Raw genomic sequence first — 25,521 nt, 5'->3', positions numbered from 1 at the left:
CAGGAGAACCCCATGCCAGTTCCTCTGAAGGTCCGGCCAGGACAAGCGCTGCTCGCCGTGAGCGCCCTGCTCATGGGCTGCGGCTCGGCGGGCTACGCCGTCGACTCGGCCACGAGCGCCTGCCGGCAGAACCCCCTGTACTGCGCCACCGTCGCGGGCGAGGAGGCCGTGGTTCCCACCGCCATCCGGGGCGGGGCCGAGGCGGCGACACTCTGGGTGCTCACCCGCCAGACCCGGTCCGACATCGAGCAAGCCCTGGTGGAGTGCGTCGAGTGGGCCAACGCCGAGGTCAACCTCCAACGCTTCGGCGGCAAGAGCCCCTCCCGCGCGCAATGCCAGGAGGAGCTTCCAGGAACCGACCCGTGTGGGAAGAAGGTGACACGGGCCATGCAACTGGGCAGGGAGAAGCACTCCCTGGCGCGCCAGTGCACGGAAACGAAGCTGGGCGGACTGATTCCAGGGCGCTTCAGCCTGGAGCAACGCTACCGCCATGACTCCCAGACTGGACAAAAGCAACTGGTCAGCCGCGAGGAGGCACGTGTTCTCCGTCAACAGGGTTGCGGCGACGAGTTGGAGGGTACGCTCGTCCCCGATGTGGTCATCCATTCGGGCAATCCACTCGAGGTACTGGCCATCTACGACTTCAAGTTCCCCTGTCCGTTCAGCAACGATCCCACGTGGAACAAGTATCCAGAAGGGCACCCCTATTACGGTTCGACTCAAGGGAGGATGTACCGCGAGGTTTTCCAGGTGGGGCCCCACCTCGTGGCACCGATATGGAGAGTCATCCGATGGGTCGAGTCCCTTTGATCAGAGTCCATGCGGAGCATGGCGCGCTCGTGGCCCGCGAGGGCCTGAGTATCTGCTTCTACATGCGCCGCTCCCACGTGGACATCGCGCAGGCAGTCATCCGCTCACTGGAAACGTACGTGCGCGCGGTGGGCCCACAAGCACTCGGGTGGTACGTGGACCAGGAGGGCGACTGGCAGGAACTGGATACCACCGGCTGGGCCCATATCTGGAGCGAACTGCACGAGCGCAGCGGTCCCATTGTCGAGCTGAGTGATACGCCGAGTGGCGCCAGTCAGTACGAATTCGAGTACTATGGTAAGCCACTCGAGGCGCCCCTGTTCGTCAAGAATCCGGACGAGGTGAGCGCGGTCTCCTTCTGGCTGCCTTCCGAGTACCTGGAGAAACACGGACCCACCCACGTGCGAGAGCTCGCGCTGGAGCTGGCCGCTCCGCTGCCCTTCAACTCCGGCCACGCCGGTCTCGCCATCAATGCGCTGATGCAACTGCTGGGCGTCTCGGAGCAGCTCCGCCCCTGGTGCTTCCGCTACCCGGGAATGGACGTGCAAATCCTGGCAAACGCCTCAGGGGACGTCGGCACGCGCGTGCGCGGTGCCCACTGGCTCACCTTCCTCGGCCAGCCGGTGCTCGGCGAGCTGGGCGGCGCGGCCGGAATGCGCTCCCGCCTCTCCTCCCCCGACATCACCGTCCAGGAGATGGATGGAGACCGGGCCGTCGTCACGCTCGGCACCTGGCCCGAAGCGGGTGACACCGAGCAGGGCCAGCACCTCCCCCTCCACCGCGAGCTGGCGCGCGTGCTGGAGCCCTGGCGCCATCACGAGCGCTACCGCTGGCACGAGTTCTCCGCCGAGGACATGCGCCGCTGGGAGCGCCGCTTCCTCGACTGAGCCTCAGCGCCAGTCCGGCGGGGCCAGGTTGATGCGCGGCACGTCGTAGCCCTCGGGCCCCTGCAACACCGTCTCGAAGCGCGGATCATTGAGCACCACGCTGCCCGGGCTCTTGTCCACCATCGCCGGATCCACCTTCGCCCCCTCGATGGGCAGCTTCGCGTAGGTCGGAATGCCGTACTGGTGCAAGTCATCCACCGCCACGCCACAGATGGGCAGCGGCGTGCCGCCCGGCGCAACGATGCGGTCGAACTGGATGTAGACACGGTTGGGCGTCGTCACCGCCTCGCCGAAGATCTTGAACTCCGCCTCCTTGCCCTCCACGAAGGTATACATGGTGGCCTGGACGGGGCCCGGCTTGAGGTTGAGCGAGCCGCCATCCTCCTCGATGGAGTCTTCCGAGGCCGGAGTGCCCGTATCCAGGAAGGAGGCATGCTCGGCGGGCTTGATGCCCAACCGCACGGGGGTGGCACGGGCCTCGGGAGGACACCGCGCCAGGTAGCCGATGGGATCCGGCCGCATGGGCACGGTGGCGCACCCGGCGAGCTGCGCGGCGGTGGACAGGCCCAGCACCCCGGTGAGCACGTGGCACAGGCGCGAGGCCACCCACGCCGGGGAGGAGTCACGGGAGGTCTCGGGAGAGGGAGAGGAGGGCACGGACTGCGTTCCTTTCTCGGAAGGCGCCGGAGCGGCCGGCGCGATGGGCCCCGAGCGCGGGCCGTCCTCCCCAGGAGGATGCACCACACACAGGAGCATCCACCCTATCCCGAGCAACCCCAGGAGCAGGACCGCCACGGCGAGCCACCGCCTCCTCCCCGCCCACCGTCCGTCCACGGGCGCCCTCCCCGGCGGCGGCTCGGGAGGAGCGGGCGGTGGCTCCGGCTCCGGCTCCAGGGGTGCCGCCCTCTCGTCCAACAGCTCCATCCCCGCGGGCACCTCGCGCGCCCACGCGCATTCGGAAGGCAGGGCCGCCGGGGCCTGCCACGCGGCGGTGTGTCCCTCCTCGCGCCGCATCCGCTCCAGCGCCTCGCGCACGGCCCGGGCGCTCTCGGGGCGCTCTCCGGGCTCCTTCGCCAGCAGGCGCATGACGAGCCAGCACAGGCCGGCGGGAAGCCCGGGGTCGAACGTCCGGGGCTCCGGCGGCGGCGTGGTGGCGATGGCGATCAACAACTGCTCCAACGGCAGCCGGGTGCTGAAGGGTCGGCAGTTGGTGAGCGTCTCGTACAGCAGCACGCCCACCGCATACAGGTCCGCCTCGGGCCGGGCCTCCAGGCGCGAGCCGGGACGGAAGGCCTCGGACAGCAGGAAGGACACGGCCTCGGGAGGCTGGCAGTAGAGCGTGCCCGGTGCGAGCCCCTCCGTCAGCACACTCGCCCAGGGCAGGTGCACCGAGCCGAAGTCGATGAGGAAGGGCTTGTCGTCTCCCTGACGCACCAGCAGGTTGTCCGCCTTGATGTCCCGGTGGCACACGCCGCGCTCGTGAAGCGTCTCCAGGGCCGTCAGGTACTCGCACAGCACGCCCACCGACCGGTGCAGCGACGCACGCTGGCGCCAACGCCAGACATGGAAGGTGCTCCCCTGGATGTAGGGCGTGACGAAGTAGCCATAGCCCGTCTCCACCTCCGGCCAGCGGCCCCATTCGAGCACCGGCAGCAGGTTGGAGTGCGCCAGGAGCTCCAGCGAGGACACCTCGCGGCGCATCCAGTCATCCACCCGGTCCTCGTCCCTCTCCGACAAGGGCCGGGCCGCCACCTTCATGAAGTAGCGCTGGCCCCCGCGCTCCACCAGGAAGACGAAGGAGAACCCCCCGGCGCCCAGCCAGCGCACCACGCGGAAGTCCCGCACCATCTCGCCCTCGCGCAACTGGTTGGGGTGCAGAGGCGTGCTCATGGGGACGGCGGCTCCTCTCGCCCGAGCAGCGGACGGAAGGGTCCGGGCGCGTCCTCGCCATCCAGCGCCAGCTCCACCTCCGAGACGCCCTCCGGAAGCTGGCCGGTCACGATGTGACGTTGGTGCCACGGGTCCGCCGCGCCCGAGAGCATCCGCGCGGGCCACTCCCACAGCACTCCGTCCGGGAGCGTCACCCTCAGCCGCGCTTGCACCAGCCGCCACGGTGGCGCCCCCTTCTTGCGGTCACGCAGGGACAGGGTGACGAAGAAGCGCCGTCCCATCCACAACACGGAATCGACCCGGCCCCGAGAACCCGGTGCGTCGTACTTCACCACCGCCTGGGGAATGGCGAGCGTGGCGCGTGCATCCGGCGCGTCGAGCAGGCTCCGGGCCACGAGCTCCGCGCCGTCCTCATCAGCGGGGGCGTGGTCGCGCATCACGCGCACCCTCACATCCACCACGTCCCGCCGCGTGACGAGCACGAAGCGCAGCGGCTCGGCGCCAGCTTCCAGGGACACGGTGAGAGGCACCCGTTCTCCCGGAGCCAGGTCCTCGGTGGGGAGCAGCAGCACCGAGCCATCCTCCAAGCGGCGCAGCGGGAGGCGCTCCTGCTCCGGCACGAGCACCGGGGACTCCGTCAGTGGGGGCGCATCGAACAGCACGAGCGTGGGCACTCCGGCCGCTACGCGCAGCTCCAAAGGAGGCACCAGCCCGGGCCGCGAAGGCAGAACAAGCGTGCGCCGCTGGAGCACTGGCCCTCCTGCCCGCGTGGAGGCCGTGGCCGGCAGGGAGAGCAGGACGGGCAGGAGGAACCAGGCTCCAGGGCGCACTCGAACAACCTACGTGCGACGTCCTCTCGAAGGCAAGCAAAAAACCACTTCCCCGGTCATCTCGTCCGGGATGACTCCGGAGATGATGTCCCCTGTCTTTCCAACGAAGGAGGCGGCCCGCGTTTGACGGGACGCCCGGGGCCCTTGGATGCTCAGCGCATACGCCGGACTTCCAGGGGGTGTTCCATGCGCGTCGATTCCACGAGCTCTCCACGCAGGGTCATCTGGAGGCGCTCCGGCCCACGCGTCCTCGGCATCGCGCTCCTGCTGCTGCTCGGAGGTTGTGCCACGCGCGCCCCGCTCGCGGGACTCCTGCCCGGTGTCCACAAGCCCCACCGGCGTGCCCCGCCCCCTCCCGCCTCCGCGCAGGCCAGCACGGCGGCCGGCGGTGCGTACGCCGCTCCGAGGCCCGCCAGTCCCTGAGCCGGGAACCGGCTCACCCATGCACGGAGCTTCCCCCCCGGGTTCGGGTGTTCGCGGGCGCCTCATGCTGAGCACTCCTCCTCCCGTGGGAGGGTGCGATCAGCGGCGCCCGTGCGCGCTGCACGACATGCAGTGACGCGCCTCGGGGACGGCTCGCAGCCGGTGTCGGCCGATCGCCCCGCCGCAGCGCGCGCAGTGCCCGAACCGACCCTGCTCGATGCGCACCAGCGCGTCGTCGATGTCCCGCAGCTCGCGCTCCTCCAGCTCCGACAGCCGCGCCCGCACCGCCTCCGCGCTCTCCTCCACCGCCTCGTCCACCGGGTCCGGCTCCCGCCCGCTCCGCTGCCCACCGGCCTCCGGCAGGTTGATCCGCAGCAGGCCTCGCAGGCTGCTCCGCCGCTGCATCAACGCCGTCCGAGCCTCGTCCATCCACGTGTTCATGGCGCTTCCCCACTTCTCCGGCGCCCCCCAAGGGTCCACCGGCCAGTGGTTTCAGCCCATTTCAGGAAACGTGCCTCCCGCTTCCGTCCCCAGGAAACCCGCCGGCCGCGCGCAAGCTTTGCGGGGCCCCCCGGGTCCCTGTGCACCCCTTGCGCACGCGAGCCCCGCCGCCCCCTCGTACCCGCGCTGGAACATCCCTTGCTCAGGATGTCAGCGGGCATCACTCGAGGACACGCGATGACTTCTCTCTCTTCCCACCCCACTCCCGGCTCGCTCCTCCAGGGGCTCCTCCCCCGCGAGCACGGCGTCTGGTTCCAGCTCGGCCTCCCCCTGGCCAGCGCCCTCTTCGTCTCCGGTGCGCCCGCCAGTGCGCTCTGGCTCACCGGGGCGGCGCTCGCCTGCCTGCTCGCCCACGAGCCGTTGCTGTTGCTGCTCGGCCACCGGGGCGCGCGCCGCGGCGAGCGGGATGGAGGCCGCGCGAAGGTATGGGGCCTCGGGGTGGGAGCGCTGGGCGCACTGTCCTTCGTGCTCGGCGCCGTCTCCCTGCCCCAAGAGGCGCGGCCCTTCCTCGCGCTGCCCCTCATCCTGGGCGGCGAGGTGCTGCTGCTCGCGTGGAACCGGCAGGAGCGCACGCTCTCGGGAGAGGTGCTCGCCGCGCTCGCGCTCGGAGCCTGGGCGGTGCCCATCGCCATGGCCGGAGGCCTTCCCGCCTCCACCGCGCTGACGCTCTGGGGCACCTACGGGCTGTCCTTCGGGCTGGCCACGCTGGCCGTGCGCACCGTCATCGCCAGCCACCGGCCCCACGCCCACCGCGAGCGGCTGCGGTGCACCGGCGCCGCCCTGGTGGCCGCCGTCCTCCTCACCGCCGTCCTCTGGGCGCTCGCCTCCGGGCTCCATCCGCTGCGCGTGCTGGCGCTGCTGCCCGTGGGCCTCGTGGCGCTCGGCCTGTGCGTGGCCCTGCCCTCGCCGCGCAAGCTGCACTCCATCGGCTGGACGCTGGGCGTGGCCGGCACCCTCACCCTGGTGCTGCTCGGGGTGGGGCTGGGCTGAGCACGCCCGGCGCCACCGCGGCTACAGCGGCCGGGGCGTGGAGCCCGTGCCCGCCTGGCTCGACGCGGTCCGCTCCGTGGCCGTCTTGCGCGCCCGCTTCTCCACCGCGCGCACCGTGTCCAGCACCGCGTCCTTCTGGCCGAACCCCGCCAGGAAGCCGGGGATGGAGCCGCCGGGCTCCACCGTGAAGCGGTAGACGAAGTGCGCCTTGCCCTCGCCGCGCGGGGTGAAGACCCAGCTCCCCTGGTTGTGGCGCAGCCGCACCACGCCCTTCTGCTCCGGCAGGGCCCCGTTCTCCGAGGTCCACGTCTGACGGAACTGCCCCGTCCCGTCCGCCCCCAGGAGCTGCTCGTCCACCACGCGCACCACGTAGTCCCGGTTGGAGATGACGGGCAGGTTCAGCCGCGTGTACGTCACGCGCGTCCCCTCCGGCCCCGTCGACAGCACCCGCGACTCCGTCACGTAGGGCATCCACTGCCGGAAGCTCTCGTGGTCCCTCAGCACCGACTGGATGTCCTGGATGCCCACCTCCAGCACACCTTCCGCCCACACTTCCCGGCCCCCGGGAATGTCCGCCCGCTTGCGCACCCGGATGGTCACGTCTCCCTTGGAGAGCTGCTCCCACCCGTCCTCGGCGCTCGCCCCACCCGCCACCAACGCCACCACCAGAACCGCGAGGCCCGGCACGTACCTCATGTTGGACTCCCCTCACTTGAGGCGGGCCCTGGCCAGCTCCCCGCCCTCCACCAACACCCTCACCGCCAGAAGTATCGACTTTTGGCACCGGCCAGGGCACGAACGTAGGCATATGACCGGGAACCTGACAGCCCCCCCACCCGAGCGCGGGCTCTTCTGTAATCGCACCCTCAACATGAGGGCCATCAAGGCCGTCGGCTATGACATGGATTACACGCTCATCCATTACAAAGTGGAGGCGTGGGAACAGAGGGCCTACGAGCACATGCGCGACAGGCTCGTGGCGCAGGGCTGGCCCGTGGGCCACCTCACGTTCGATCCGATGCTGGCCATGCGCGGCCTCATCATCGACACCGAGAAGGGCAACCTCCTCAAAGCCAACCGCTTCGGCTTCGTGAAGAAGGCGCTGCACGGCACGCGGCCCATGGACTTCGAGGCCCAGCGCAACGAGTACGCGCGCACCATCGTCGACCTGTCCGAGCGCCGCTGGGTTTTTCTCAATACCTTGTTCTCACTTTCCGAGGCGTGTCTGTATTGCCAGGTGGTGGACCTGCTGGATGACGGCAAGCTGTCGGGCCTGATGAGCAAGCTCGCCGGCCCCATGGGCTACACGGACGTCTACGAGCACGTGCGCCGCAGCCTGGATGCCACCCACATGGAGGGCGCGCTCAAGGCCGAAATCATCGCCGACCCGGGGCGCTACGTGCTGGCCGAGCCGGACACGGCCCTGGCGCTGTTGGATCAGAAGAACGCGGGCAAGAAGCTGCTGCTCATCACCAACAGTGAGTGGGCCTACACGCTGCCCATGATGCACGCGGCGTTCGACCCGTACCTCAAGGGGATGACGTGGCGCGAGCTGTTCGACGTGGTCATCGTCAGCGCACGCAAGCCCGAGTTCTTCACCACGCGCTCCTCGCTCTTCGAGGTGGTGACGGTGCAGGGCCAGGAGGGCCTGTTGCGTCCGCACTCGGGGCCGCTCAAGCCGGGGGTGCCCTACTTCGGCGGCAGTGCCTTGGAGGTGGAGCGCTCGCTGGGCATGAGCGGGGATGAAATCCTGTACGTGGGCGACCACATGTTCGGCGACGTGCACGTCACCAAGAGCGTGCTGCGCTGGCGCACCGCGCTCGTCATCCGCGAGCTGGAGGATGAGATTCGCGCCATCAGCGCCTTCCGGGCCACCGAGGCGCGTCTGGAGGAGCGGATGGTGCAGAAGGAGCGGCTGGAGGCCGAGGCCTGCCAGGTGCGGCTGGAGCTGCAGCGGCGGCGGATGGGCTACGGCCCGCGCGAGCCCTCGCCCCCGGACGAGCAGCTCCACGCCCGCGCCGCCGAGCTGCGGCTGCAATTGGAGGCGCTCGATGCGGAGCTGGGGCCCCTGGCGCGCGCCGCCAGCGAGCTGTCCAATCCCATCTGGGGCCTGCTGACGCGGGCGGGCAATGACAAGAGCCACCTCGCGCGCCAGGTGGAGCGCTACGCGGACATCTATACGTCGCGGGTGAGCAACTTCCTCTTCGCCACGCCCTTCGTCTACCTGCGCAGCCCGCGCGGCAGCCTCCCGCACGACCCGACCACGCCGGGCGGCACGCCCGTGTTCCCCCCCGCCACCACCGGAGGAGGCGACACGGGCGCTGCTTGAGAAAGGGTGTCCCGAGGCCTACTGCGTGCGCCGCCACAGGTCCTGCAGGTCCGGGGGCAGGTTGCTCTCCACGTCGTGGGCCTCGCCCTCGGAGATGTGCTCGCGCAGGCCCAGGAAGACGGCGCGCACGATGCCCTCCACCTCCGAGACGTCCTTGCGCAGGTCCTCCGCCACCACCCGCAGGAAGTCCTCCCGCGTCCGGCCGTACTCGCGCGCCGGCTTCTGCCCCTCCTCCTTGGGCAGGAACTCCAGCAGCTTGCGCGGCAACTGCGCCTCCAGGTCCTTCGCCTCCTCGGGCTGGATGCGGTGCAGCAACGCGTTGATGACCGACACCGCCGCACATTCGACCACCCCCGCCTCCAGCCTTCCGACCTCGGACAGGTGCTTGATGAAGGCGGCGTAGCTGCGGCCGAGGTGGGATTGGTGGCGCTTCTCACTGCGGCTCATGGGTCCGCCGGTGGGCGTATCGGCCATGTGGCTCTCCTCTGAAGTGTCCTTTCGTGGAAGGTGGGCATGGGTGGGGGACTGGCGGGAGCGGGCGATCAGGAAGGAGCTTCCGGGGACCCGGGGAGAGCGGGTGGGCTGGCTCGGGGAGGGTGGACCGGCAGGGGAGCGACCGGGCGACCTGACCGATCAGCAGGGCGTGTCAGACCCCCCTAGTATGAGTAGTGCCGTGAGCCACTCGACCACCAACGGCGCGTTGCGAGTCCTTGAGCAGGGCAACCTTCTCGACGGGGCGGACCTGATGCCTGTCCGGAATGAAAGCGGGCGAAAGAAGCGTGCTCGCAAGTCGGCTCCGGCTGCCAGGCCGGGCTTCGCCGCGGCTTTGAAGCTGGTGGTGCAGCACGGGCGGCAGCTCGCGAAGGAGATCGGCAAGACGGCGCTGTCGCGCTGCCCGCGCTGCGGCCACGTGGGCCCCACGGAGCAGGACTTCGGCACGCGCATCATCCGGGGCGAGCGCCGGCCGCAGTCCTGGTGCCGCAACTGCCGCAAGGTGAACCTGCCGCCCCTCAAGTCCCTGCCCAACCTCTCGGGCCGGGCCGTGAAGGCCACCCTGGTGGAGACGGCCAACGAGAAGCCCCCCAAGGCGCGGCGCCGTCCGGCCGCTGCCCCGGCGGCGTCCCCGTCCGCTCCTCGAGACGGCCTGCTCTTCTCCGTGGATGAGCTCTCGCGCGGCAAGCGCCGCTCCTCCTGAAGGGCCTCCCCCGCCCCGCTCCTGCGCGAGCGGCCGATCAACGGCCCCGTCCGCCCCCCGCTGAGATGACGGCACCGCCCCACGCGCCCATTCCTCATCTGGCAGAGGAGGAAGAGCACCATGGCGGTTCGATCGGACACGGTTGGCATCAAGAACCGGCGCGACGCGGCGACGTACGCCGTGAAGCATGGCCCCCAGTCCAGCAAGGGCAAACCCACCCCCTTCCGGGATGAGCTCCCGCTGCTGCGGCGCGAGCGGCTGCTGGCCCGGGCCCGGTTGGGCCCGGCCTCACAGCCCCGCCTGCCGAAGATTCCCCACGGCGAGGTCCCCGTGCGCGGGCGCAAGAAGCCCCCCAGCCAGATGCACATCAAGCGCAGCGGCGGTTGAGCGGCGCCGCGCAACAAAACGGAGACGGGCGCGATTCGCGGACTATGCTGGGTGCGAATGAGCGACGCGCTGTTCTCCTCGGAGTTCGAACCGGCCGACACCCGTTACCTGTGGCGGCTGTGGTTCGCGGACCTTCTGGACCTGGCCACCTCGGCGTTGCTGGGTTGGGGAGCGCTGCGGGCGCTGGACGTGGACCGGACACCGCAGGCGCTCGTCGTGGCCGGCGGGGTGACGTGGCTCCTCATGTCCCTGGCCGGTGGACTCAGCGGGTGGACGCTGTGGCGCGGCGTGGTGGGCCTGCGGCTGGTGACGGACGGCAGCGCGCCGGGGCCCGGGCGCGGCCTGCTCCGGGCCCTGCTCGTCCCGGTGGACCTGGCCATCTCGCCCTTCCTGCAGCGGCGCTACGGCGATCGCCTCCAGAAGGTGCAGCCGGAGGCCGTGCCCCCCTTCACCAAGAAGTGGCAGCGCGGCCTGGGCTGGCAGGGCGTCTGGCTGGTGCTGGTGTTCGCCTCGGTGTGGTTCGTGGTGATGCCCACCCGGCGCGAGGCGCTCGGCTACCTGAAGAAGCTGGACGGGTGGCGCTGCTGCCACGCGAAGACGCCGCCCTCGCCCTTCAAGTGCTCCACGTCCGTGTCGCGCGCGGTGAGCGAGGCCGAGGACGGGGACGCGCAGGCCCAGGCCATCGTGAAGGACTGCCCGAGGGCCGCGGCCGAGATGGGGCGCTGAGCCAGCAGGCGCCCGGCGTCAGGGGAAGCCGGCGGGGGATGGAAAACCGGCCCGGGTGTCCTTACCTCCGATGAAGGAGGCCACTCTATGGCGGTCAGGACCCGGGTAGCAGGTATCAAGAACAAGAAGCGGATGGCGGACGTCGACGAGGCGCAGACGAACCGGCAGGCGCCAGGCCTCAGCACGGGGAAGAAGACCGTGCCCCGTGACCAGGCCGCGGCCCTGCGGCGCCAGAAGCTCATGCGCAAGGCCACTCCAGGCCCGGCCATGACGGAGCCGGTGGGACTTGGGCCCGCCACCACCGAGGTGCGGCCCGGCAAGAGGACCGTCACCCGGCGCAAGACGAAGCGCGGCAACGGCCTGTAGCGCGTCCGCGGCATCCAACAACCCATACCCGACAGAGGGACCGGCCCCCCCTGGTCATTCCGGCCGGTCATCCCTACCTACATGTGGGGGAGAATCCATGCCAGAGAAGACCCAGCAGTCACGCGCCAAACGCGCCAAGGCCAAGGGCACGACGGTGACGGTGAAGGCGTCGGACGTTGGTGACGTCCCCGCCGGCAAGAGCGCCCACGCACTCAAGAAGAGCCGCGGCATCGTCGGCCGGGCCAGCACCACCGAGCGCTCCGTGAGCCGGCGCCGCGCGCCCGGCGAGGGCAAGACGGCCCAGAGCCTCAAGCTGCCCCTGCCCGGGACGGGCAGCTCCACCTCGCGCCGCAAGACGATTCCTGACGAGGCCGCCGCCCAGTACCGCCACGGGCCGCACCGCAAGACGGTGCCCACCGAGGCCGCCGCCGCCTACCGCCGCGAGGAGCGTCCGAAGGTTCCCCGCAACGAGGCCAAACAGCGCCAGGAGACGCGCGCCAAGCGCGGCTCGCCCGTGCAGGGCCGCAAGAAGGCCCCGAGCGAGATGGACATCACCCACGCCGGGGGCCCGCGCAAGCGCACGCGCCTCCACGGTGGCTGAGCGCCCCGGCCCCTCCTGACGGGCCTCCCCGGCGCGAGCGCGTGGCGAGCCGCAATGTCCACGCGCCCACGCCCCACACCCAGGGGCTCGCACCCGGTGCTCCCGCGCAACCGCTCGCCTCCTCGGGGAGTGGTGCCGGCGGTGTCTGGCCACAGGGAGTGAAGCAGCGGCACGCGTCCTCGCCCTCGGGCTCCAGGCGCGCGCACACGCCGCCCGCTCCGCATTGTGCGTCCCCGGCACAGACGGCGCCGTAGTCTCCCTCCTGCAACGCGGGCTGGAGGCAGCGCGCCGCGCCTCCCCCCGCCACGGACTCACACGCGAGCCCCGCGGGGCACTGCGCATCACTCGTGCACGCGGCGGTGCAGAGGGAGTCGAGTGCCAGCACCGGGCCCCGCGGCTCCAGGCGCCCGGCGAGGAAGGGGTGGATGAAGTCCTCGAGCAGCGCGTCCACCCGGACGTTGAAGGCCTCCGTGCGGCAGGCCACGTCGCCGCTCGCGGTGACACCCACGAGCACCTCGCGCCCTTCCGAGTCCCGCACCAGCACCGGCCCTCCGCTGTCGCCCACGCAGCTCATCGCCGGCGAGGGCCCCGCCCGGAAGGCACCCGCTTCCACCTCCGTCAGCACCATCCCGCCCTGGCGCCGCTGGCCCGCGGGTGCACTCGCGTCCTTCGTGTCGCCAAAGCCCACCACGCGCGCGGACTGGCCCGGCGCCAGGGAGGCCTTCCCGGGCCCGGGGAGTGGGAGCGGGGACACGTCCACCGGCTTCGACAGGCGCAACAGGGCCGCGTCCCGGGCGTGGCTCGCCCGGTCATAGCCCGGGTGCCGCACCGCTCGAGCCACCCGCACGAAACGGCCCTCGGGCCCGGGCTCCGGCAACAGCCGTGTGCCGAGGAAGACTTCGTAGGCCCCGTCCGTGCCGAAGATCTCCAGGCAGTGCGCCGCCGTCAGCACCACGTCCGGTGCGATCAGCGCCCCCGTGCACAGCAGCGTCAGGGATTCGCCCGTGCAGCGCGCCCGGCGGGCCACCAGCGCCACCACGGCGGGGTCATCCGGGGCGTCCGTGCCGGAGACCACCGCGTCCGTGCGGGCCGCGGCGGTCAGTGCATCGGGCGGAGCCGGGGCACAGGCACCCAGTGTCCACAGCAGGAGGGACAGGAGGACAGAAGGGGGGCGCAAACCCTCACCCCCACCCTCTCCCAGAGGGAGAGGGTGCTCGCGACCCGGGTTCATCCGAGGGGACGTGACGCGGCGGAGCTCACTGCGCCGCCCGCTCCTGGCTCACCTCTCCCGCCAGGCCCGCCCTCTGCTCGTGCAGCTTCATCAGGCTCGTCCGGTAACGGGAGATCCGCACCTGCAGCTTCTTCGCCTCCTCCGTGTTCCCGTTCGCCTCCGCGACCAGCCGCTCCTCCTCGAGCCGCTCCACGTCGCGCTCCATCAGCTCCGTCATGCGCACCAGCTTCCCGTGCTTCCACTCCGGCGTCTGAGGCAACTCCGGCTCGATGGGATCGTTCTGCTGCGGCGGCGCGTTCTCCACCTCCGGCTCCGGCACCACGTCTCCCGGACCGATCGGCACCTCCGTCGCTCCGCGCCCTTCCGAGGACGCCACCGCCTGCGACCCGGACCGCACCGGCGACGGCGGCTGCGCCCGCGGGGCGGCCGGAGCGGACACCGAGGCGGACGGGGAGACCGGGGACACCGTCGTGGACGGCGGCGACCCGGCCGGGACCGTGGCCTCGGGCCCGGTCAGGAACAGGCGCAACACCAGCGCGGCCCCCAACAGCAGGGCCGCACCGAGAGGGAGAAGGAAACGGGACCGGTTGTTCATCGCTCCTCCATTATAGGCGCAGCTTCCAGCCCTCCGGATGCCGCTCCACGCGCAGTAACATCAGTTGCTCGCGGACCTTCCCGTCCCGAGCCACCCGCGCGCGCACCATCACCGCGTTCGGGTCCCGTCCGTCCACCTTCGCGTCCAGCACCTCCACGAGGGAGACACTGTGCTCGTTCAGCTCCTGCACGGTCGCCTGGCAGGTGTCGCCCTCCTTGCTGGAAAGCAAGGGAGCGAGCACCGCGCAGTCGCCCGAGGGCAGCGCCTCGAAGAAGCGCTGCACGGTGGCCTGGGCGGCCTCGGTCTTCCGGGACTCCGAGTGACAGCCGAGGGCGGCCACCAGGCCCAGCCACAGCGCGGCGCGAGGCACCGCCCTCCTGTTCAGCCCGCGCATCATCAGTAGCAGTTGGGCGCGAACATCTCGTCGTCGCTCGCGGACATGAACTGGTCGTCGCAGTAGGCGCTCGCCAGCGCGTGGCCGTTGCGCACGCAGCCGTTGTGGTTGGTGGCGTCCAGCGTGTACTGGGTGTCACCGCCGCAGCCACCGCCGCAGCGGCCGAAGCAGATGCCCATCACCTTGGGGCGGCTCCAGTGGTCCGGCTCGCCGCACTTCCACACGCCGCCGCTCATGTAGAACTCGTCGCCGCTGCACGAGCCGTGGTCTCCGAGCTGGGCGATCTGCTGGTTGCCCGTGTAGGAGAAGCCGCCGTGCTGGCAGTCGTGCTTGGCGTAGGAGTACCAGTTGTACACGCCGCCGCAGCTCCCCGTCCAAGCGCCGTTGCACTTCGCGTAGCTGCACAGCATGGTGTAGCCACGGCCCTGCTCGCCCATCACCGTGCGCTGCAGCTCCACGGACGAGGGGTGCTGAGACCAGAGGCTCACCGCGCGCCGCAGGTACTTGGCCTCGGGCGCCGCCGCGTCACCCGCGGGAAGCTGCGCGTTGAGCGCCGCGTACAGGCCCGCCAGCACCTCGCGGTCCCCGTCCAGCATCTGCGTGTCCTGGCCGCTCTCCGCCGCGAAGCCGTCCAGCGACGACACGCCGTTGGCCACGTCCACCAGGCCCGTCAGGGACATGCCGTTCTGACTCACTTCAATCCGGTAGACGCCCTCCTCCACCTGCTTCGAGGAGAACCGGGCCTCGGAGCCCGCCTGAGCGAAGCGGCCGGACACCACGCCGGTCTCCTGCTTCAGCTCCAGGCCGTCCACCGCCTGCGCCGCATCCTCCGGGCGCGTGCCGGTACCACAGCCCACCAGCATCACCGCCGCGACTGCTCCCAAAACCTTACGCATGAACTCGCATCCTTCCTGCACCGGGCATTTCCGGTTCCGCAGAAAATGAGAGACTCTCGCGTTTAACGGATTTACAACATTCCATCAAGTCGATGCGCGTCAAAGGCGCGGGCCGGCGGGGTGGAAGAGGGGCAGCGCCCCCGCGGCGCGGACGAGGCCCTGGGTGTCCTCGGGGAGGGACTCGTGGGCGCCGATGGCGAGCAGCCCCCCGGGCACCAGCCGCGCCAACAGCCGCGCCAGCACCTCGCGCTGCACGGGCCGGGCGAAATAGGTGAAGGCCACGTTGCGGCAGAGCACCAGGTGGAAGGGGCCCTCGGGCATGTCCTGGCGCAAATCCTGGCAGCGGAAGTCGAGCCCCTCGCGGTACTCGGGCCGCAGGCACAACGCATCGCCTTGGGAGGAGAAGGCCTGGTCCACCCAGGCGGAGGGCAGCTCGCGCAGCGTGGCGCGCCGGTAGCAGCCACGGCGGGCCCGCTCCAGCAACGAGGCGTCCGCGTCGGTGGCCACCAGCTCCAGTCGGAAGTCCGGGAAGCGCGGCCGCAGGCCCAGTTGGAAGAGGACGGCCACGGTGTAGGGCTCCTCCCCCGAGGCACACCCCGCGCTCCACACGCGCAAGGTGGACTCGCCCCGGGCGCGCGCGGCCTCCAATACCTGGGGCAGCAACGGTTCACGGAGCGCGTCGAAGACACCCTGGTCCCGGTAGAAGCGCGAGATGGTGACGCGGCAGAGCGCATCCAGCACGGCGCGCTCGGCGGGGTCCGCCTCCAGCCGCTCGAGGTAGGCGGCCAGCCCGGGCACCCCGAGCTCCTTCATCCTCCGGCCCACGCGCTTGCACACCTGCCCGCGCACGCGGCGGAAGCCCTCGTAGCGCAGCTCCAAGCGCGACGCGGCCCACCGCAGCAACTCCAGACACTCGGCATCCGTCACGCACCACCTCCGCTCCGCGGCTCCCGCCATTTCACCACTGGCGCTCCTGCCCCCATACATGGAGCAAGCACTCGAAAAGGACAGGCGCGCAGCTTCTCAAAAACTGGAAGCCATACAGCCCCCCTGGTTGTTGAAGGCCCGACGGGCGCGATGTCCTCCCGGACGGGCGGCTCGAACCGGCGACCGTCTTCACCGTTGAGACCTTGGCGGGCAACCCCCACCTTGGCCCTACGAGCGCCGGCATTGCCGGCAGGAGGCAGTCATGGCCGGAGAGATGAAGCGAGCCTACCCCCAGTCCGTCCTCTTGCTCGTGATGGCGGCCGTGCTCGCGGGCTGCGGACCCGGCGAGGAGTGGATGGCCGACGAGCTCTCGAACCAGGAGCTCGCGGCCCGGGCAGCCCCCCGGCGCGCGGACGCCGGAGGCGCGACGCAGTGGGTGCACACGATGCGCAGCGCGGTGGAGACCGATGCGCCCGTGGCCGTCGTGCACGACTCGCGGGGCCACATCCTCACGCTGGGCAACCACCGCACGCCCATCGACCTCGGAGAGGGCCCCATCGGCGCGCCCGGCGCCTCCGTCCTGGTCCTCTCCAAGTATTCGCTCCAGGGCAGGCTGCTGTGGACCCGGCCGCTCGCGGCGCCTCCGGGGACGGGCACCGCGTACGTGCGGGGACTGGCCCTCGCGGTCGAGCCCTACGACACCGTGCTCCTCACGGGTGTGCAGAGCGGTGGGTTGGAGCTCGGCGGACACGTGCTGCCGCCCGGGGCCTTCCTGGCGCGGCTGGATGGGAACGGGGAGCCGCTCTGGGCACGTCCCCTGCCCACGCTGGCCACGGAGCTGGCCGTCAATACGCGGGGCCACATCACCCTCGGGGGCACCCTGACGGGCCAGGTGGACTTCGGCAACGGCCCCGTCACCGGCGCCACCCAGCCCTACCTCGTCCAGTACGACGCGCAGGGCACGCTGCGCTGGGTGTTCGTCGATTCCGCGCGCGGCGTGTCGATGGACCTCGCCCAGGATGACGCGGGAGACCTGTACCTGGCCGGTGGCCGCTTCGTCCCGCCCTCCCCGCTTCTCGTGCCCTCGCTCTCGCGGGTGTCCTCCGAGGGCACGCTCCAGTGGACGCGGCTGCTCGAGGGCGCCACGGGTGTGGCCATGAGCGTGGCGGCACACGGGGGCCAGGTGGTGGTGTCTGGCTATTACACGGGGACGATCGTCTTCGGTGGGCAGGTGCTCGCCGCGCCCTCGAGCCGCGGCTTCGCGCTCGCCTACGGGCGGGACGGAAACGCGCGCTGGGGCTCGCTGCTCGGCAGCACCTGGGGCCTGGTGGAGATGGACCAGGGCTCGGGAGTGGTGGTGGCCGGCCGCTATACGGGAGGCGAGGACTTCGGCCTCGGCCTCGGCAAGCTGGAGGGCTACCCGGGCGCGACCAACGTGTACGTGCTGCGGCTCCAGCGCCCCACGGGGAATCTCCAGTGGAGCCGGACGTACCCGTCCGCCCAGACGCTGCCGGTGGACCTGTCCGTGTCGCGTTACGGAGAGAGCGCCCTCACCGGCACCTTCCGGGCTCCGGTGGATTTCGGCACCGGCCCGCTGAGCCCGGCGCCGGGCGCCAACACCTTCCTGCTCCAGTTGGCGCGCTGAGGGCGGAGCGAGGTCAGTCGAGGAACCGGCGCTCCCAGCGGCGCCGCTCTTCGGGAGAGAAGTCCTTGTCGTACTGGGGCCCTTCGTAACGCCAGGGCTCCAGCACGCGAGCGAGCTGCACGGTAGGCGGGAAGCGTGCGGCCCTGCTCGATGTCGCCCGCCTCCGGCCATTCACCGAGCGTCACCACCGCCCGGCCCCCATCCAGGTCCTGCACCGTGGTTCCCGGCGAGTGCAACCGCGCACGCAAGGCGTCCACACCGCCCAGCTCTCCCAACACCGGCTGGCCCAGGAACGTAAGCCACGAGGGGCCTCGCACCCGCGTGCCGATGTTGTACGCGAAGGACACGACATCCGGGATGTCCATGCCCGGGTAGCGGAAACACCGCTCGCGAATCTCCTCCGTCACACCCACCACGTCGTTCGGACCCAGGAAGGCCAGGCCCACGTTCCCGGAACAGAAGGGCAGAGGGGCCGCCAGTTCCAACGCCAATGCGCGGACCCGCTCCGGGCCGTGCTCCTCCAGGTACTCCGAGGGCAGCCAGAACGACGCCACACACGCGTGCTTGGCCGAGACCGGCAACTCCGGGTCGTCGATCCGCCTGCCGTAATACTCGAACTGGTAACGCTCCGGAGCACCTGTGCTGGCCTCCTCCAGGATGACGCGGGGCCAGGGATCCTCCAGCAGATGGCGCCGCGTGAACGCCCAGCCCTCTGCATCGAGTTCCTGGAAGTCGCCCTCGTCGTCCACGTACAAGGCGAAATTCTCCGCTCCCACCGCGTCCAGATAGGTGTCCATCGAGCGCATCACCGCCCGAGCCATCTGCGTGTGCGGCCGGCGCATGTAGAAGTCCAGCCGCAAGCCCTCATGTATCCAGTAGCCCCCGAACCTCGTGCGGAGGCGGATTCTCGGGTAACGCTCGCTCACCAGAAGACTCCTTCCCCAGGGCCGATGCGATGGACTTCCCATCCCCAACGGCGCACGAAACGGTACGGCATGTCTTCTCCTTTCGAAGCGCCCATGATGTCGCAGCACCGGCAACCTGGAACCACATCCTGCTGGCGAGGGCCGTGAACGCGTGCACCCCACGGTGGCGCGTGCGGCGGCCCACGTGAGGCACTCCGCTTCCTTCGTCTGCCATTCGCCTGCCCATGCGTCCGATGGGTACCCGACACGACTCCATCCCTCCGGCAGGGACGGCCGTGCGGCGCCCGACGCGCAGCGGGGTTGGTGGCGAAATTGCTCAGGACCTCCCGCGAGAGAGGAGGTCCGACGTGTACGAGGTCGTCCCACGTGGCTGGCGGAAGGTGCTGACGGGCACGGCCTGTGCGCTGCTGCTCGCCGGCTGTACGCGCAACGAGCTGCCGAAAGCCAAGGTGTTGCCCCCGGACCCCGCGCAATCCCAGACGGAGACCGGCGACCCGGCCTGTCTGGGCCCGAGAGACCCTGGCCGCGTCACCCTGCACCGGCTCAACCGCGCCGAGTACGACAACACAGTGCGAGACCTGTTGGGAGACACCACCCGTCCGGCGCGCGACTTCCCCACCGACGACCACGGCTACGGCTTCGACAACAACGCGGACGTGCTCAGCCTCGGGCCGCTGCTGATGGAGAAGTACGCGGCGGCGGCGGAGAAGCTCGTGGAGGCCTCCTGGACGCGGATGCGCACCTGCACGCCGGACCCGGCGGACCCGCTGCCCTGCGGACGCCTCATCCTGGAGCGCTTCGCCCGCCGCGCCTGGCGCCGGCCCGTCACCCCGGCCGAGGTGGACCGGCTCCTGGCCTTCCTTCCGCTCGCCCGAACGCACGGCGAGAGCTTCGACACGGGCATGAAGCTGGCCATGCGGGCGGTGCTCCTCTCGCCGCACTTCCTCTACCGCGTCGAGCTGGACCCGGACCCGGCCTCGACAACACCGCACCCGCTGAATGACCACGAGCTCGCCGCGCGCCTCTCCTATTTCCTGTGGAGCAGCATGCCGGACGAGGCCCTCATGGCCGCGGCGGACGCGGGGACGCTGCACACGCCCGAGGAGCTGGAGCGGCAGGTGCGCCGGATGCTCGCGGACCCGAAGGCCGAGGCGCTGGTGGACAACTTCGCCGGGCAATGGCTGTACACCCGCGCGCTCGACTCCCTCCACCCGGACCCGCTCCTCTACCCCTTCGACGACTCGCTGCGCGAGGCCATGCGCCAGGAGACGCGGCTCGTCTTCCGCGAGTTCCTCCTCGGAGACCACCCGGCGAGAGATCTGCTGGACGCGAACTTCACCTACGTGAACGACCGGCTCGCCCGGCACTACGGCCTGCCCTCGCCGGGCACGAGCCAGATGACGCGGGTGGACCTCTCCGCGCACCCGGAGCGCGCGGGCCTGCTGGGACAGGGCTCCATCCTCGCCGTCACCTCGCACCCGGACCGGACCTCTCCGGTGAAGCGGGGCCTCTGGGTGCTCGAGCAACTCCTGTGCAAGGCCCCGCCGCCCCCCCCGCCCAACGTGGAGGGCCTGCCGCCGCCGGTGGACCCGAGCATGGGCATCAAGCAGCGCATGGCCCGGCACAGCAGCGACCCGGCGTGCGCGGGGTGCCACGTGCTGATGGACCCCATCGGCTACGGGCTGGAGAACTTCAACCCGGTGGGTGCGTGGCGGCGGAAGGAAGAAGTGAGCGGCGCCCCGGTGGACCCGAGCGGCGAGCTGCCCGGAGGCCTGCGCTTCAAGGACGGGGTGGAGTTGCGCACCCTCCTCGAGGCGGACCCGGCGCTGGAGCGCTGCATCACCCAGCACCTGCTCGCCTACGGGCTGGGGCGAGGGCCGACGAGCGCGGATGCCTGCACGCTGGAGGACGTCGCGAGCCAGGCCAAGACACGCGGAGGGCGGCTGTCGGATCTCATCCTCTCCCTCACCCGGAGCGAGGCCTTCACCCACCGCCGCGGGGAGCCGGGGAGCGCGGACGTGGAGGGCGCTCGATGAAGAACCCCAAGCTGTCACGGCGGACGGTGCTCCGGGGCCTGGGGGCGCTGATGGCACTCCCGGTGCTGGAGCAGATGGAGCCGCCAGTGGCCCGGGCGGCGGAACCCGGAGCCACGCCACGCCGCCTGGCCGTCTTCTACGTGCCCTGCGGCCTCTACATGCCGAACTTCACGCCCCAGGGCACCGGGCGATCCTGGACGCTCTCTCCCACGCTGCAACCCCTGGCACCGGTGAAGGACGACGTGCTGGTGCTCTCCGGGCTGTCGCACGAGCCCGGAAGGCCAGACGAGTTCGGCCACCACGCGGCGGGCACCGGCGCCTTCCTCTCGTGCGTGAAGGTGGTGAAGACGAACACGCAAGACAACATTCGCGCGGGCGTCTCCATGGACCAGCTCGCCGCCAGGGCGCTGCGGCCGCACACGCGCCTGCCCTCGCTGGAGCTGGGCAACGACGGAGGGGATGGAACGGGCTCGTGTGACGCCAACTTCAGTTGCGCCTACGCACGCAACATCTCCTGGGCGGGACCCACCAGCCCCCGCGCCAAGGAGACGAACCCGCAGGCGGTGTTCGACCGGCTCTTCTCGGGCTTCGACCCGGACGCGACGCGGGCGCAGATAGAGAAGCGCAAGGCCTACGAGCAGAGCATCCTGGACTTCGTGAGCGAGGACGCGCGGGCGCTGAAGCATCGGCTGGGGACGAGGGACCAGCGCAAGCTGGACGAATACTTCACCAGCGTGCGCGAGCTGGAGCTGCGCGTGGCGGCGCTCGACCAGCAGGCGCCCACGTGCTCGAAGGGACCGAGGCCCGAGCGGACACACGACGTGCGCGAGAAGACGAAGGTGATGTGTGACCTGATGGTGCTCGCCTTCCAGTGCGACCTGACGCGGGTGGCGACCTTCATGCTCGGCAACGCGCGCAGCGACCGGGTGTACGACTTCCTCGGACTGACGAGCGGGCACCACACGTACTCGCACCACCAGCACCACGCGGAGAACCACGCGGCGCTCGCGAAGATAGACCGCTGGGAGCTGGAGCAGTTCAGCTACCTGCTGCAGCGGATGAAGTCGGTGCAGGAGGGAGACGCGACGCTGCTGGACAACTCCCTGGTGTACTTCGGCAGCGAGGTGGCGGACGGAAACTCGCACGGACACTCGGACATGCCGGTGGTGCTCGCGGGGCGAGGAGGGGGCGCGGTGACGCCCGGACGGCACGTGCGCTACGGCGGGCTGCCCATCGCCAACCTGTTCATCTCCATGCTGGGCTCGGTGGGCGTGGACGTGAGCCGCTTCGGAGACGACGGCACGGGACCGCTCCCCCAGTTGAAGGAGTGAGCGCTGAACATCCCGGCCCCGGTCTGTCAGATGATGGCCGTTGCGGGCGCACGGCGTTAGGCCCCCGGCACGTGTCTGGTGTTGGCTTCCCCTCGCAGCGAAGGGGGATGCCAGATGCCACGCCGCCAGATGGTGGTCCCAGGGACGGGGGGAGTGCTCTACGAGAGCGCCGGAGGAGCGCGGGCCGCGACCATCTTCGAGCTCCTCACCCAGGCCGGTGCCGCGCGGAGTCTGAGCTGTAGACACGGGCCGGACCCGGAGTCGCTCGAGCCGCTCGACAACCCGCTCGTGGCCCGCGGGTACATGACGCTCGCCTACGCGCCCTTCGACCACGCGCTCCCCAAGTGGACGTTCTTCGATTACGACTGGCGTCTGGACATCCGCTACAGCGGCAGGCGCCTCGCCGAGCACCTCCAGGCCGAGGCCTCGCGCGGGGAACGCTGGCGACTGGTGGCGCACTCCCAGGGAGGGCTCGTGGTGCTGGCGGCGGCCCGGCTCCTCGGCGCCGAGGAGCTGGCGCGGCTCGTCGAAGGCGTGTGTTTCGTGGGCGTGCCCTTCTACGGAACGGTGAACGCACTGCTCGCCCTGCTGGAGGGAACCTTCATCAAGGGCTCCATCCCCAAGGAGGTGGCGCGCACCTGGCCCTCCCTCTACCAGATGCTGCCGCGCTGGAGCATCACCCAGGGCAACCCCCACCGCCCCGACCTCTTCCTCGACGCCACCTGGACGAACGCCGGGCTCCTGCCCGCGCCCGGCGAGCCCATGGACCTCTCGCGGCACATCGACACGGGCCTGCTCGAGCGGGGGCGGGCACTGCTTGGCGCCACCCGGCGGGGATACTTCGAGCCCCTGCGCAAGCTCGACTTCGTCCGCCTCATCCAGGGCAACAACCTGCCGACGCCGTTCCGGCTCCCCCACTTCCCGGAGACGAAGGGGACCCTCTCCGTGGACGGCGACACCCTCGTCCCGGACCAGTTCACTCGCGACAGACTCCCCACGTGGGTGCGGCCCACCCTCCTCCGACTTCCCGCGGCGGATCACTCGCTGCTCTGCAGTGACCCCAACGTCTTCGAGCTCTGCCTCTGATGCGCTCCACTCCCCTCCTCCTGGCCAGCCTCCTCCTGCTCGCGTCGGCCCCGGCCCTCGCCCAGACTCCCCCGGTCGCCGAGCCGGTGCGCATCGATGACAGCGACAAGGATGGTGTGCCGGACGTGCCTCCCGGCCAGAAGGAGGCGCCCCCCTGCAATCCCAACCAGATGGAGGCGTGCGCCGACAACTGCCCGCACGATCCGAATCCCAGCCAGGACGACAGCGACGGGGATGGCAGGGGGAACGCCTGTGACTTCTGCCCGGAGCACGCCGCGAAGGATGGCGAGCACGCCGACTCGGACGGGGATGAGGTGGGCGACGAGTGCGACAACTGCCCCGACTACAATCCCCGGGACGAGAGCGGCGAGCAGTCCCCATGTCCCGAGCCGGAGACCCGCCCGGGAAAGACCCGGCCCGATCCCAAGCTCCGCGTCCAGCGGTTGCAGTTCTTCATCCGCCCGCTCGCCCTCGGGTATCGCTACCAGGGGAGTTGGGCCGGCTCGACGGGGCTCGGGCTGCACCTGGGGGGCTCGCTCGGTGAGTGGCGCTTCGACGAGCAGGGCACTGCGTTGAGGATGCCAGAGTGGTACTGGTCCGCCGGGGTGTATGGCGACTCGGTGAACATCTTCGCGGCCGAGCACCTCGGCCCCTACGCGGCGCTCGACTGGCGGCCCATGGGGTGGGCGCCCTACGCGCGCTCGGGGTGGAGGCATTTCAAGTTCGGCATGGGGACCCACCTCCTCTGGTCCCAGCGCGTGGAGGGCGTCGAGAACCGGCCCCTGCATCTCGGCGTGGGGCCCCGGGTGGGCTTCCTCGACATCCTCTCGGTGATGCCCTTCGCCCAGTTCGACCTCGCCAATGGCCGCGCCTTCTCCTGGGGAGGAATGCTGGTGTTCGACTTCAAGATCCTCCAGGACCTGGGCGTGCCCCTGGCGAAGTGAGGTCCGTGGCGGGGAGCTCCGCGCCAGCCCATGTCCCCGGTTTTACTGGGGATTCTCCGGGTGGGCCCGGTTGGATTCCAAGACCCTGGGAAATCCGGACGCAACTCCGCGACGGACGCCGCGACAATGGCTCCAGGAGATTGCTCATGTCCAACTACCGCATTCGCAAGGGCGACACCCTCTCGGCCCTCGCCTCCCGTTTCAAGACCAGCGTTTCGGAGTTGGCTCGCATCAACAAGATCGCCAACCCGAACCTGATCTACGCGGGCAAGACCCTGCGCATCCCCGGCCACGCCCGGAACGACAGCTTCGAGCCCGCCAGGGGCGGTACCCGCGGCGGCGGCACGAGGGCTTCGGGCGGCTCGCACGGCAGCGGCGGCACGCGGGGCGGCGGACAGGTCGAGGGGAGCCGTGGCGCCGGGAAGCCGGGCCAGGCGACTCCCGCGATGCACAAGCTCGCGAGCGCGGGCCGTGCGGCGGCGATGAGCATCGGCGGGTACAACAGCCAGGGCCTGTGCGCCACCGGCGTGAGCAAGGCCATCCAGAACGCCTTCGGCTTCAAGGTCTGGGGCAACGGCAACCAGATCGACAACAACCTGCCGCGCGACAAGTTCAAGCAGGTCAACATGTCGCTGGAAGAGGCGCTGAAGACTCCGGGCCTCGTCCTCACCTGGGAGAAGACCTCGTCGCGCCTGGGCAGCATCTACGGCCACACCGCCATCACCACCGGTGACGGCCGCTCGTCGGTGAGCGACTTCATCGAGCGCAACACGCTCGGCGCCGGTGGCCGCTCCGGGCTGAAGGTCTTCATGCCGACGATCTGACGCCCGCCGCCTGGCTGGGCACCGTCGCAACCGTCGCCTCCGGGGCCACCGACCGGAGGCGTTGTCATGTGTGCGAGACGACAGTGCAACTGTCCTGGAGCCGCATGGAAGGACCCCCCTGCCATCCCCACCCTGGGCTGCCCTGAAGGGCATCTTCAACGGATTGGCGGACGTGCAGCAGGAGGGAACGGACATGAACGGGAAATGGTCGCGGGCGGCCCTCATCACGCTTCTCACTGTGGCCGGAGCTGGCGGCTGTGGCGGCGCGCAGGACGAGGAGGTGGACCTCCAGGCCGCCCCCCTCGCGCTAAGCGTTGAGTGAGGAGCGGATTGGACGCCGCTTCCGCCGACGTGAGCTTCGCAGCACACATCAATACTCAGTGGAGGCGTCGGGAATCGAACCCGCCGCCTGGCACTCCCAGAGCGGGCTTGGCGGAGTTTCGTGGGAGCCTGGCGGTAGCTTGTGCCCTGGCGAGGTGTGACCAGGGAGGGGCAGGTGGAGAGCGCGGGTGGGAGTACCGGCGGAGGCGGCCGGTGCTCCCACTCGCTGTCCTCGACATTGCCCCCATTCCTTTTATGCGCCGCGACATGTGCCATCTGCCCTTGATGCGGTTGGGCATGGGCGGCGGCGAGCGGGATACGCAGCGGCTCCAGGCGCTCGATCACGGGGGCTCCTCGACACACGGCACGCGGGAAGCTAGCGTCCCTGGCCTCGAATCGAGGGTCTGATGGATCTCGCCGTCACTGGTTT

General features: G+C 70.5%; 28 protein-coding genes. 17 read left to right on the top strand and 11 right to left on the bottom strand.

From position 1 onward, the window contains the following. Positions 1 to 12: 12 nt before the first annotated feature. A complete protein-coding gene (locus tag ACN28I_RS33220) occupies positions 13 to 810 on the top strand; it encodes a hypothetical protein (protein ID WP_420945923.1) in 798 nt (265 codons plus the stop codon). Beyond that, positions 807 to 1,697 (top strand): DUF3396 domain-containing protein, encoded by an 891-nt coding sequence (locus ACN28I_RS33215; protein ID WP_420945922.1) that lies wholly within the window; start codon positions 807 to 809, stop codon positions 1,695 to 1,697. Before ACN28I_RS33220 ends, ACN28I_RS33215 begins: the two co-directional genes overlap by 4 nt. A gap of 3 nt (positions 1,698 to 1,700) precedes the next feature. On the opposite strand, the gene ACN28I_RS33210 is transcribed toward ACN28I_RS33215, so the two are convergent. After that, positions 1,701 to 3,587 (bottom strand): protein kinase domain-containing protein, encoded by a 1,887-nt coding sequence (locus tag ACN28I_RS33210; protein WP_420945921.1) that lies wholly within the window; start codon positions 3,585 to 3,587, stop codon positions 1,701 to 1,703. Next, a complete protein-coding gene (locus ACN28I_RS33205) occupies positions 3,584 to 4,417 on the bottom strand; it encodes a DUF2381 family protein (protein WP_420945920.1) in 834 nt (277 codons plus the stop codon). Before ACN28I_RS33205 ends, ACN28I_RS33210 begins: the two co-directional genes overlap by 4 nt. Before the next feature lie 186 nt (positions 4,418 to 4,603). Between ACN28I_RS33205 and ACN28I_RS33200 the strand changes: the two genes are divergently transcribed. Then, positions 4,604 to 4,840 carry a hypothetical protein gene (locus tag ACN28I_RS33200; RefSeq protein ID WP_420945919.1) on the top strand — a complete coding sequence of 79 codons (237 nt, stop codon included), beginning with the start codon at positions 4,604 to 4,606 and terminating at the stop codon, positions 4,838 to 4,840. Between the two features lie 99 nt (positions 4,841 to 4,939). Here ACN28I_RS33200 and ACN28I_RS33195 read toward each other — a convergent pair whose 3' ends face one another. After that, a complete protein-coding gene (locus tag ACN28I_RS33195; protein ID WP_420945918.1) occupies positions 4,940 to 5,281 on the bottom strand; it encodes a TraR/DksA family transcriptional regulator in 342 nt (113 codons plus the stop codon). A gap of 237 nt (positions 5,282 to 5,518) precedes the next feature. On the opposite strand from ACN28I_RS33195, the gene ACN28I_RS33190 reads away from it, so the two are divergent. Continuing rightward, the gene (locus tag ACN28I_RS33190) at positions 5,519 to 6,331 is read left to right on the top strand and encodes a YwiC-like family protein (RefSeq protein ID WP_420945917.1); all 813 of its coding nucleotides are present in this window, start codon (positions 5,519 to 5,521) and stop codon (positions 6,329 to 6,331) included. A gap of 21 nt (positions 6,332 to 6,352) precedes the next feature. Here the strand turns inward: ACN28I_RS33190 and ACN28I_RS33185 are convergent, their stop codons facing one another. Then, positions 6,353 to 7,027, bottom strand: a complete 675-nt coding sequence (locus tag ACN28I_RS33185; RefSeq protein ID WP_420945916.1) for an START domain-containing protein — start codon at positions 7,025 to 7,027, stop codon at positions 6,353 to 6,355. A gap of 112 nt (positions 7,028 to 7,139) precedes the next feature. Here ACN28I_RS33185 and ACN28I_RS33180 point away from each other — a divergent pair, with 112 nt between their 5' ends. Next, the gene (locus ACN28I_RS33180) at positions 7,140 to 8,660 is read left to right on the top strand and encodes an HAD-IG family 5'-nucleotidase (protein ID WP_420945915.1); all 1,521 of its coding nucleotides are present in this window, start codon (positions 7,140 to 7,142) and stop codon (positions 8,658 to 8,660) included. Between the two features lie 18 nt (positions 8,661 to 8,678). Here the strand turns inward: ACN28I_RS33180 and ACN28I_RS33175 are convergent, their stop codons facing one another. Then, positions 8,679 to 9,134: a DUF2267 domain-containing protein gene (locus ACN28I_RS33175; protein ID WP_420945914.1), complete on the bottom strand. Its 456-nt coding sequence runs from the start codon at positions 9,132 to 9,134 to the stop codon at positions 8,679 to 8,681. A gap of 199 nt (positions 9,135 to 9,333) precedes the next feature. Between ACN28I_RS33175 and ACN28I_RS33170 the strand changes: the two genes are divergently transcribed. From ACN28I_RS33170 to ACN28I_RS33150, 5 genes are all read left to right on the top strand, one after another. Further along, positions 9,334 to 9,855: a hypothetical protein gene (locus ACN28I_RS33170; RefSeq protein WP_420945913.1), complete on the top strand. Its 522-nt coding sequence runs from the start codon at positions 9,334 to 9,336 to the stop codon at positions 9,853 to 9,855. Positions 9,856 to 9,975: 120 nt separating this feature from the next. Continuing rightward, positions 9,976 to 10,242 carry a hypothetical protein gene (locus ACN28I_RS33165; protein WP_420945912.1) on the top strand — a complete coding sequence of 89 codons (267 nt, stop codon included), beginning with the start codon at positions 9,976 to 9,978 and terminating at the stop codon, positions 10,240 to 10,242. A 57-nt stretch (positions 10,243 to 10,299) separates the two neighbouring features. Next, positions 10,300 to 10,968 (top strand): hypothetical protein, encoded by a 669-nt coding sequence (locus ACN28I_RS33160; RefSeq protein WP_420945911.1) that lies wholly within the window; start codon positions 10,300 to 10,302, stop codon positions 10,966 to 10,968. Positions 10,969 to 11,055: 87 nt separating this feature from the next. Continuing rightward, positions 11,056 to 11,334, top strand: a complete 279-nt coding sequence (locus ACN28I_RS33155) for a hypothetical protein (protein WP_420945910.1) — start codon at positions 11,056 to 11,058, stop codon at positions 11,332 to 11,334. A gap of 97 nt (positions 11,335 to 11,431) precedes the next feature. After that, on the top strand, positions 11,432 to 11,935 hold the full coding sequence (locus ACN28I_RS33150; RefSeq protein ID WP_420945909.1) for a hypothetical protein: 504 nt from the start codon (positions 11,432 to 11,434) through the stop codon (positions 11,933 to 11,935). Here ACN28I_RS33150 and ACN28I_RS33145 read toward each other — a convergent pair. From ACN28I_RS33145 to ACN28I_RS33125, 5 genes are all read right to left on the bottom strand, one after another. Further along, entirely contained in the window at positions 11,886 to 13,112 is a 1,227-nt protein-coding gene (locus ACN28I_RS33145; RefSeq protein WP_420945908.1) for a S1 family peptidase, read from the bottom strand. The genes ACN28I_RS33150 and ACN28I_RS33145 overlap by 50 nt on opposite strands. Positions 13,113 to 13,191: 79 nt before the next feature. Further along, a complete protein-coding gene (locus tag ACN28I_RS33140; protein ID WP_420945907.1) occupies positions 13,192 to 13,761 on the bottom strand; it encodes a hypothetical protein in 570 nt (189 codons plus the stop codon). Between the two features lie 10 nt (positions 13,762 to 13,771). Further along, positions 13,772 to 14,131, bottom strand: a complete 360-nt coding sequence (locus ACN28I_RS33135; protein WP_420945906.1) for a hypothetical protein — start codon at positions 14,129 to 14,131, stop codon at positions 13,772 to 13,774. 26 nt (positions 14,132 to 14,157) lie between these two features. Then, on the bottom strand, positions 14,158 to 15,051 hold the full coding sequence (locus ACN28I_RS33130; protein ID WP_420945905.1) for a hypothetical protein: 894 nt from the start codon (positions 15,049 to 15,051) through the stop codon (positions 14,158 to 14,160). A gap of 99 nt (positions 15,052 to 15,150) precedes the next feature. After that, positions 15,151 to 16,008, bottom strand: a complete 858-nt coding sequence (locus tag ACN28I_RS33125; protein WP_420945904.1) for a CheR family methyltransferase — start codon at positions 16,006 to 16,008, stop codon at positions 15,151 to 15,153. Between the two features lie 232 nt (positions 16,009 to 16,240). Here ACN28I_RS33125 and ACN28I_RS33120 point away from each other — a divergent pair, with 232 nt between their 5' ends. After that, complete coding sequence (locus ACN28I_RS33120) at positions 16,241 to 17,623, top strand: hypothetical protein (RefSeq protein WP_420945903.1); 1,383 nt, start codon at positions 16,241 to 16,243, stop codon at positions 17,621 to 17,623. Here ACN28I_RS33120 and ACN28I_RS33115 read toward each other — a convergent pair. Continuing rightward, positions 17,512 to 18,549 (bottom strand): type VI immunity family protein, encoded by a 1,038-nt coding sequence (locus ACN28I_RS33115; RefSeq protein WP_420945902.1) that lies wholly within the window; start codon positions 18,547 to 18,549, stop codon positions 17,512 to 17,514. The genes ACN28I_RS33120 and ACN28I_RS33115 overlap by 112 nt on opposite strands. Before the next feature lie 347 nt (positions 18,550 to 18,896). On the opposite strand from ACN28I_RS33115, the gene ACN28I_RS33110 reads away from it, so the two are divergent. The 6 genes from ACN28I_RS33110 (at position 18,897) to ACN28I_RS33085 (ending at position 25,092) form a co-directional block, all read left to right on the top strand. Then, positions 18,897 to 20,585, top strand: coding sequence for a DUF1592 domain-containing protein (locus ACN28I_RS33110; RefSeq protein ID WP_420945901.1), 1,689 nt, complete (start codon positions 18,897 to 18,899; stop codon positions 20,583 to 20,585). Then, positions 20,582 to 21,916, top strand: coding sequence for a DUF1552 domain-containing protein (locus tag ACN28I_RS33105; protein ID WP_420945900.1), 1,335 nt, complete (start codon positions 20,582 to 20,584; stop codon positions 21,914 to 21,916). The genes ACN28I_RS33110 and ACN28I_RS33105 overlap by 4 nt, the downstream gene beginning before the upstream one ends. Positions 21,917 to 22,030: 114 nt before the next feature. Next, positions 22,031 to 23,002: an esterase/lipase family protein gene (locus ACN28I_RS33100; protein ID WP_420945899.1), complete on the top strand. Its 972-nt coding sequence runs from the start codon at positions 22,031 to 22,033 to the stop codon at positions 23,000 to 23,002. Further along, positions 23,002 to 23,946 (top strand): thrombospondin type 3 repeat-containing protein, encoded by a 945-nt coding sequence (locus ACN28I_RS33095; RefSeq protein WP_420945898.1) that lies wholly within the window; start codon positions 23,002 to 23,004, stop codon positions 23,944 to 23,946. The genes ACN28I_RS33100 and ACN28I_RS33095 overlap by 1 nt, the downstream gene beginning before the upstream one ends. A gap of 146 nt (positions 23,947 to 24,092) precedes the next feature. Continuing rightward, positions 24,093 to 24,770, top strand: coding sequence for a LysM peptidoglycan-binding domain-containing protein (locus ACN28I_RS33090; RefSeq protein WP_420945897.1), 678 nt, complete (start codon positions 24,093 to 24,095; stop codon positions 24,768 to 24,770). A gap of 193 nt (positions 24,771 to 24,963) precedes the next feature. After that, on the top strand, positions 24,964 to 25,092 hold the full coding sequence (locus tag ACN28I_RS33085) for a hypothetical protein (RefSeq protein WP_420945896.1): 129 nt from the start codon (positions 24,964 to 24,966) through the stop codon (positions 25,090 to 25,092). Positions 25,093 to 25,521: the final 429 nt, after the last annotated feature.

Source organism: Archangium gephyra (assembly GCF_049060025.1).
GTDB lineage: Bacteria > Myxococcota > Myxococcia > Myxococcales > Myxococcaceae > Archangium > Archangium gephyra_A.
Note: the sequence above shows the minus strand (reverse complement) of the source record. Positions and strands in the feature narration are given on the sequence as shown.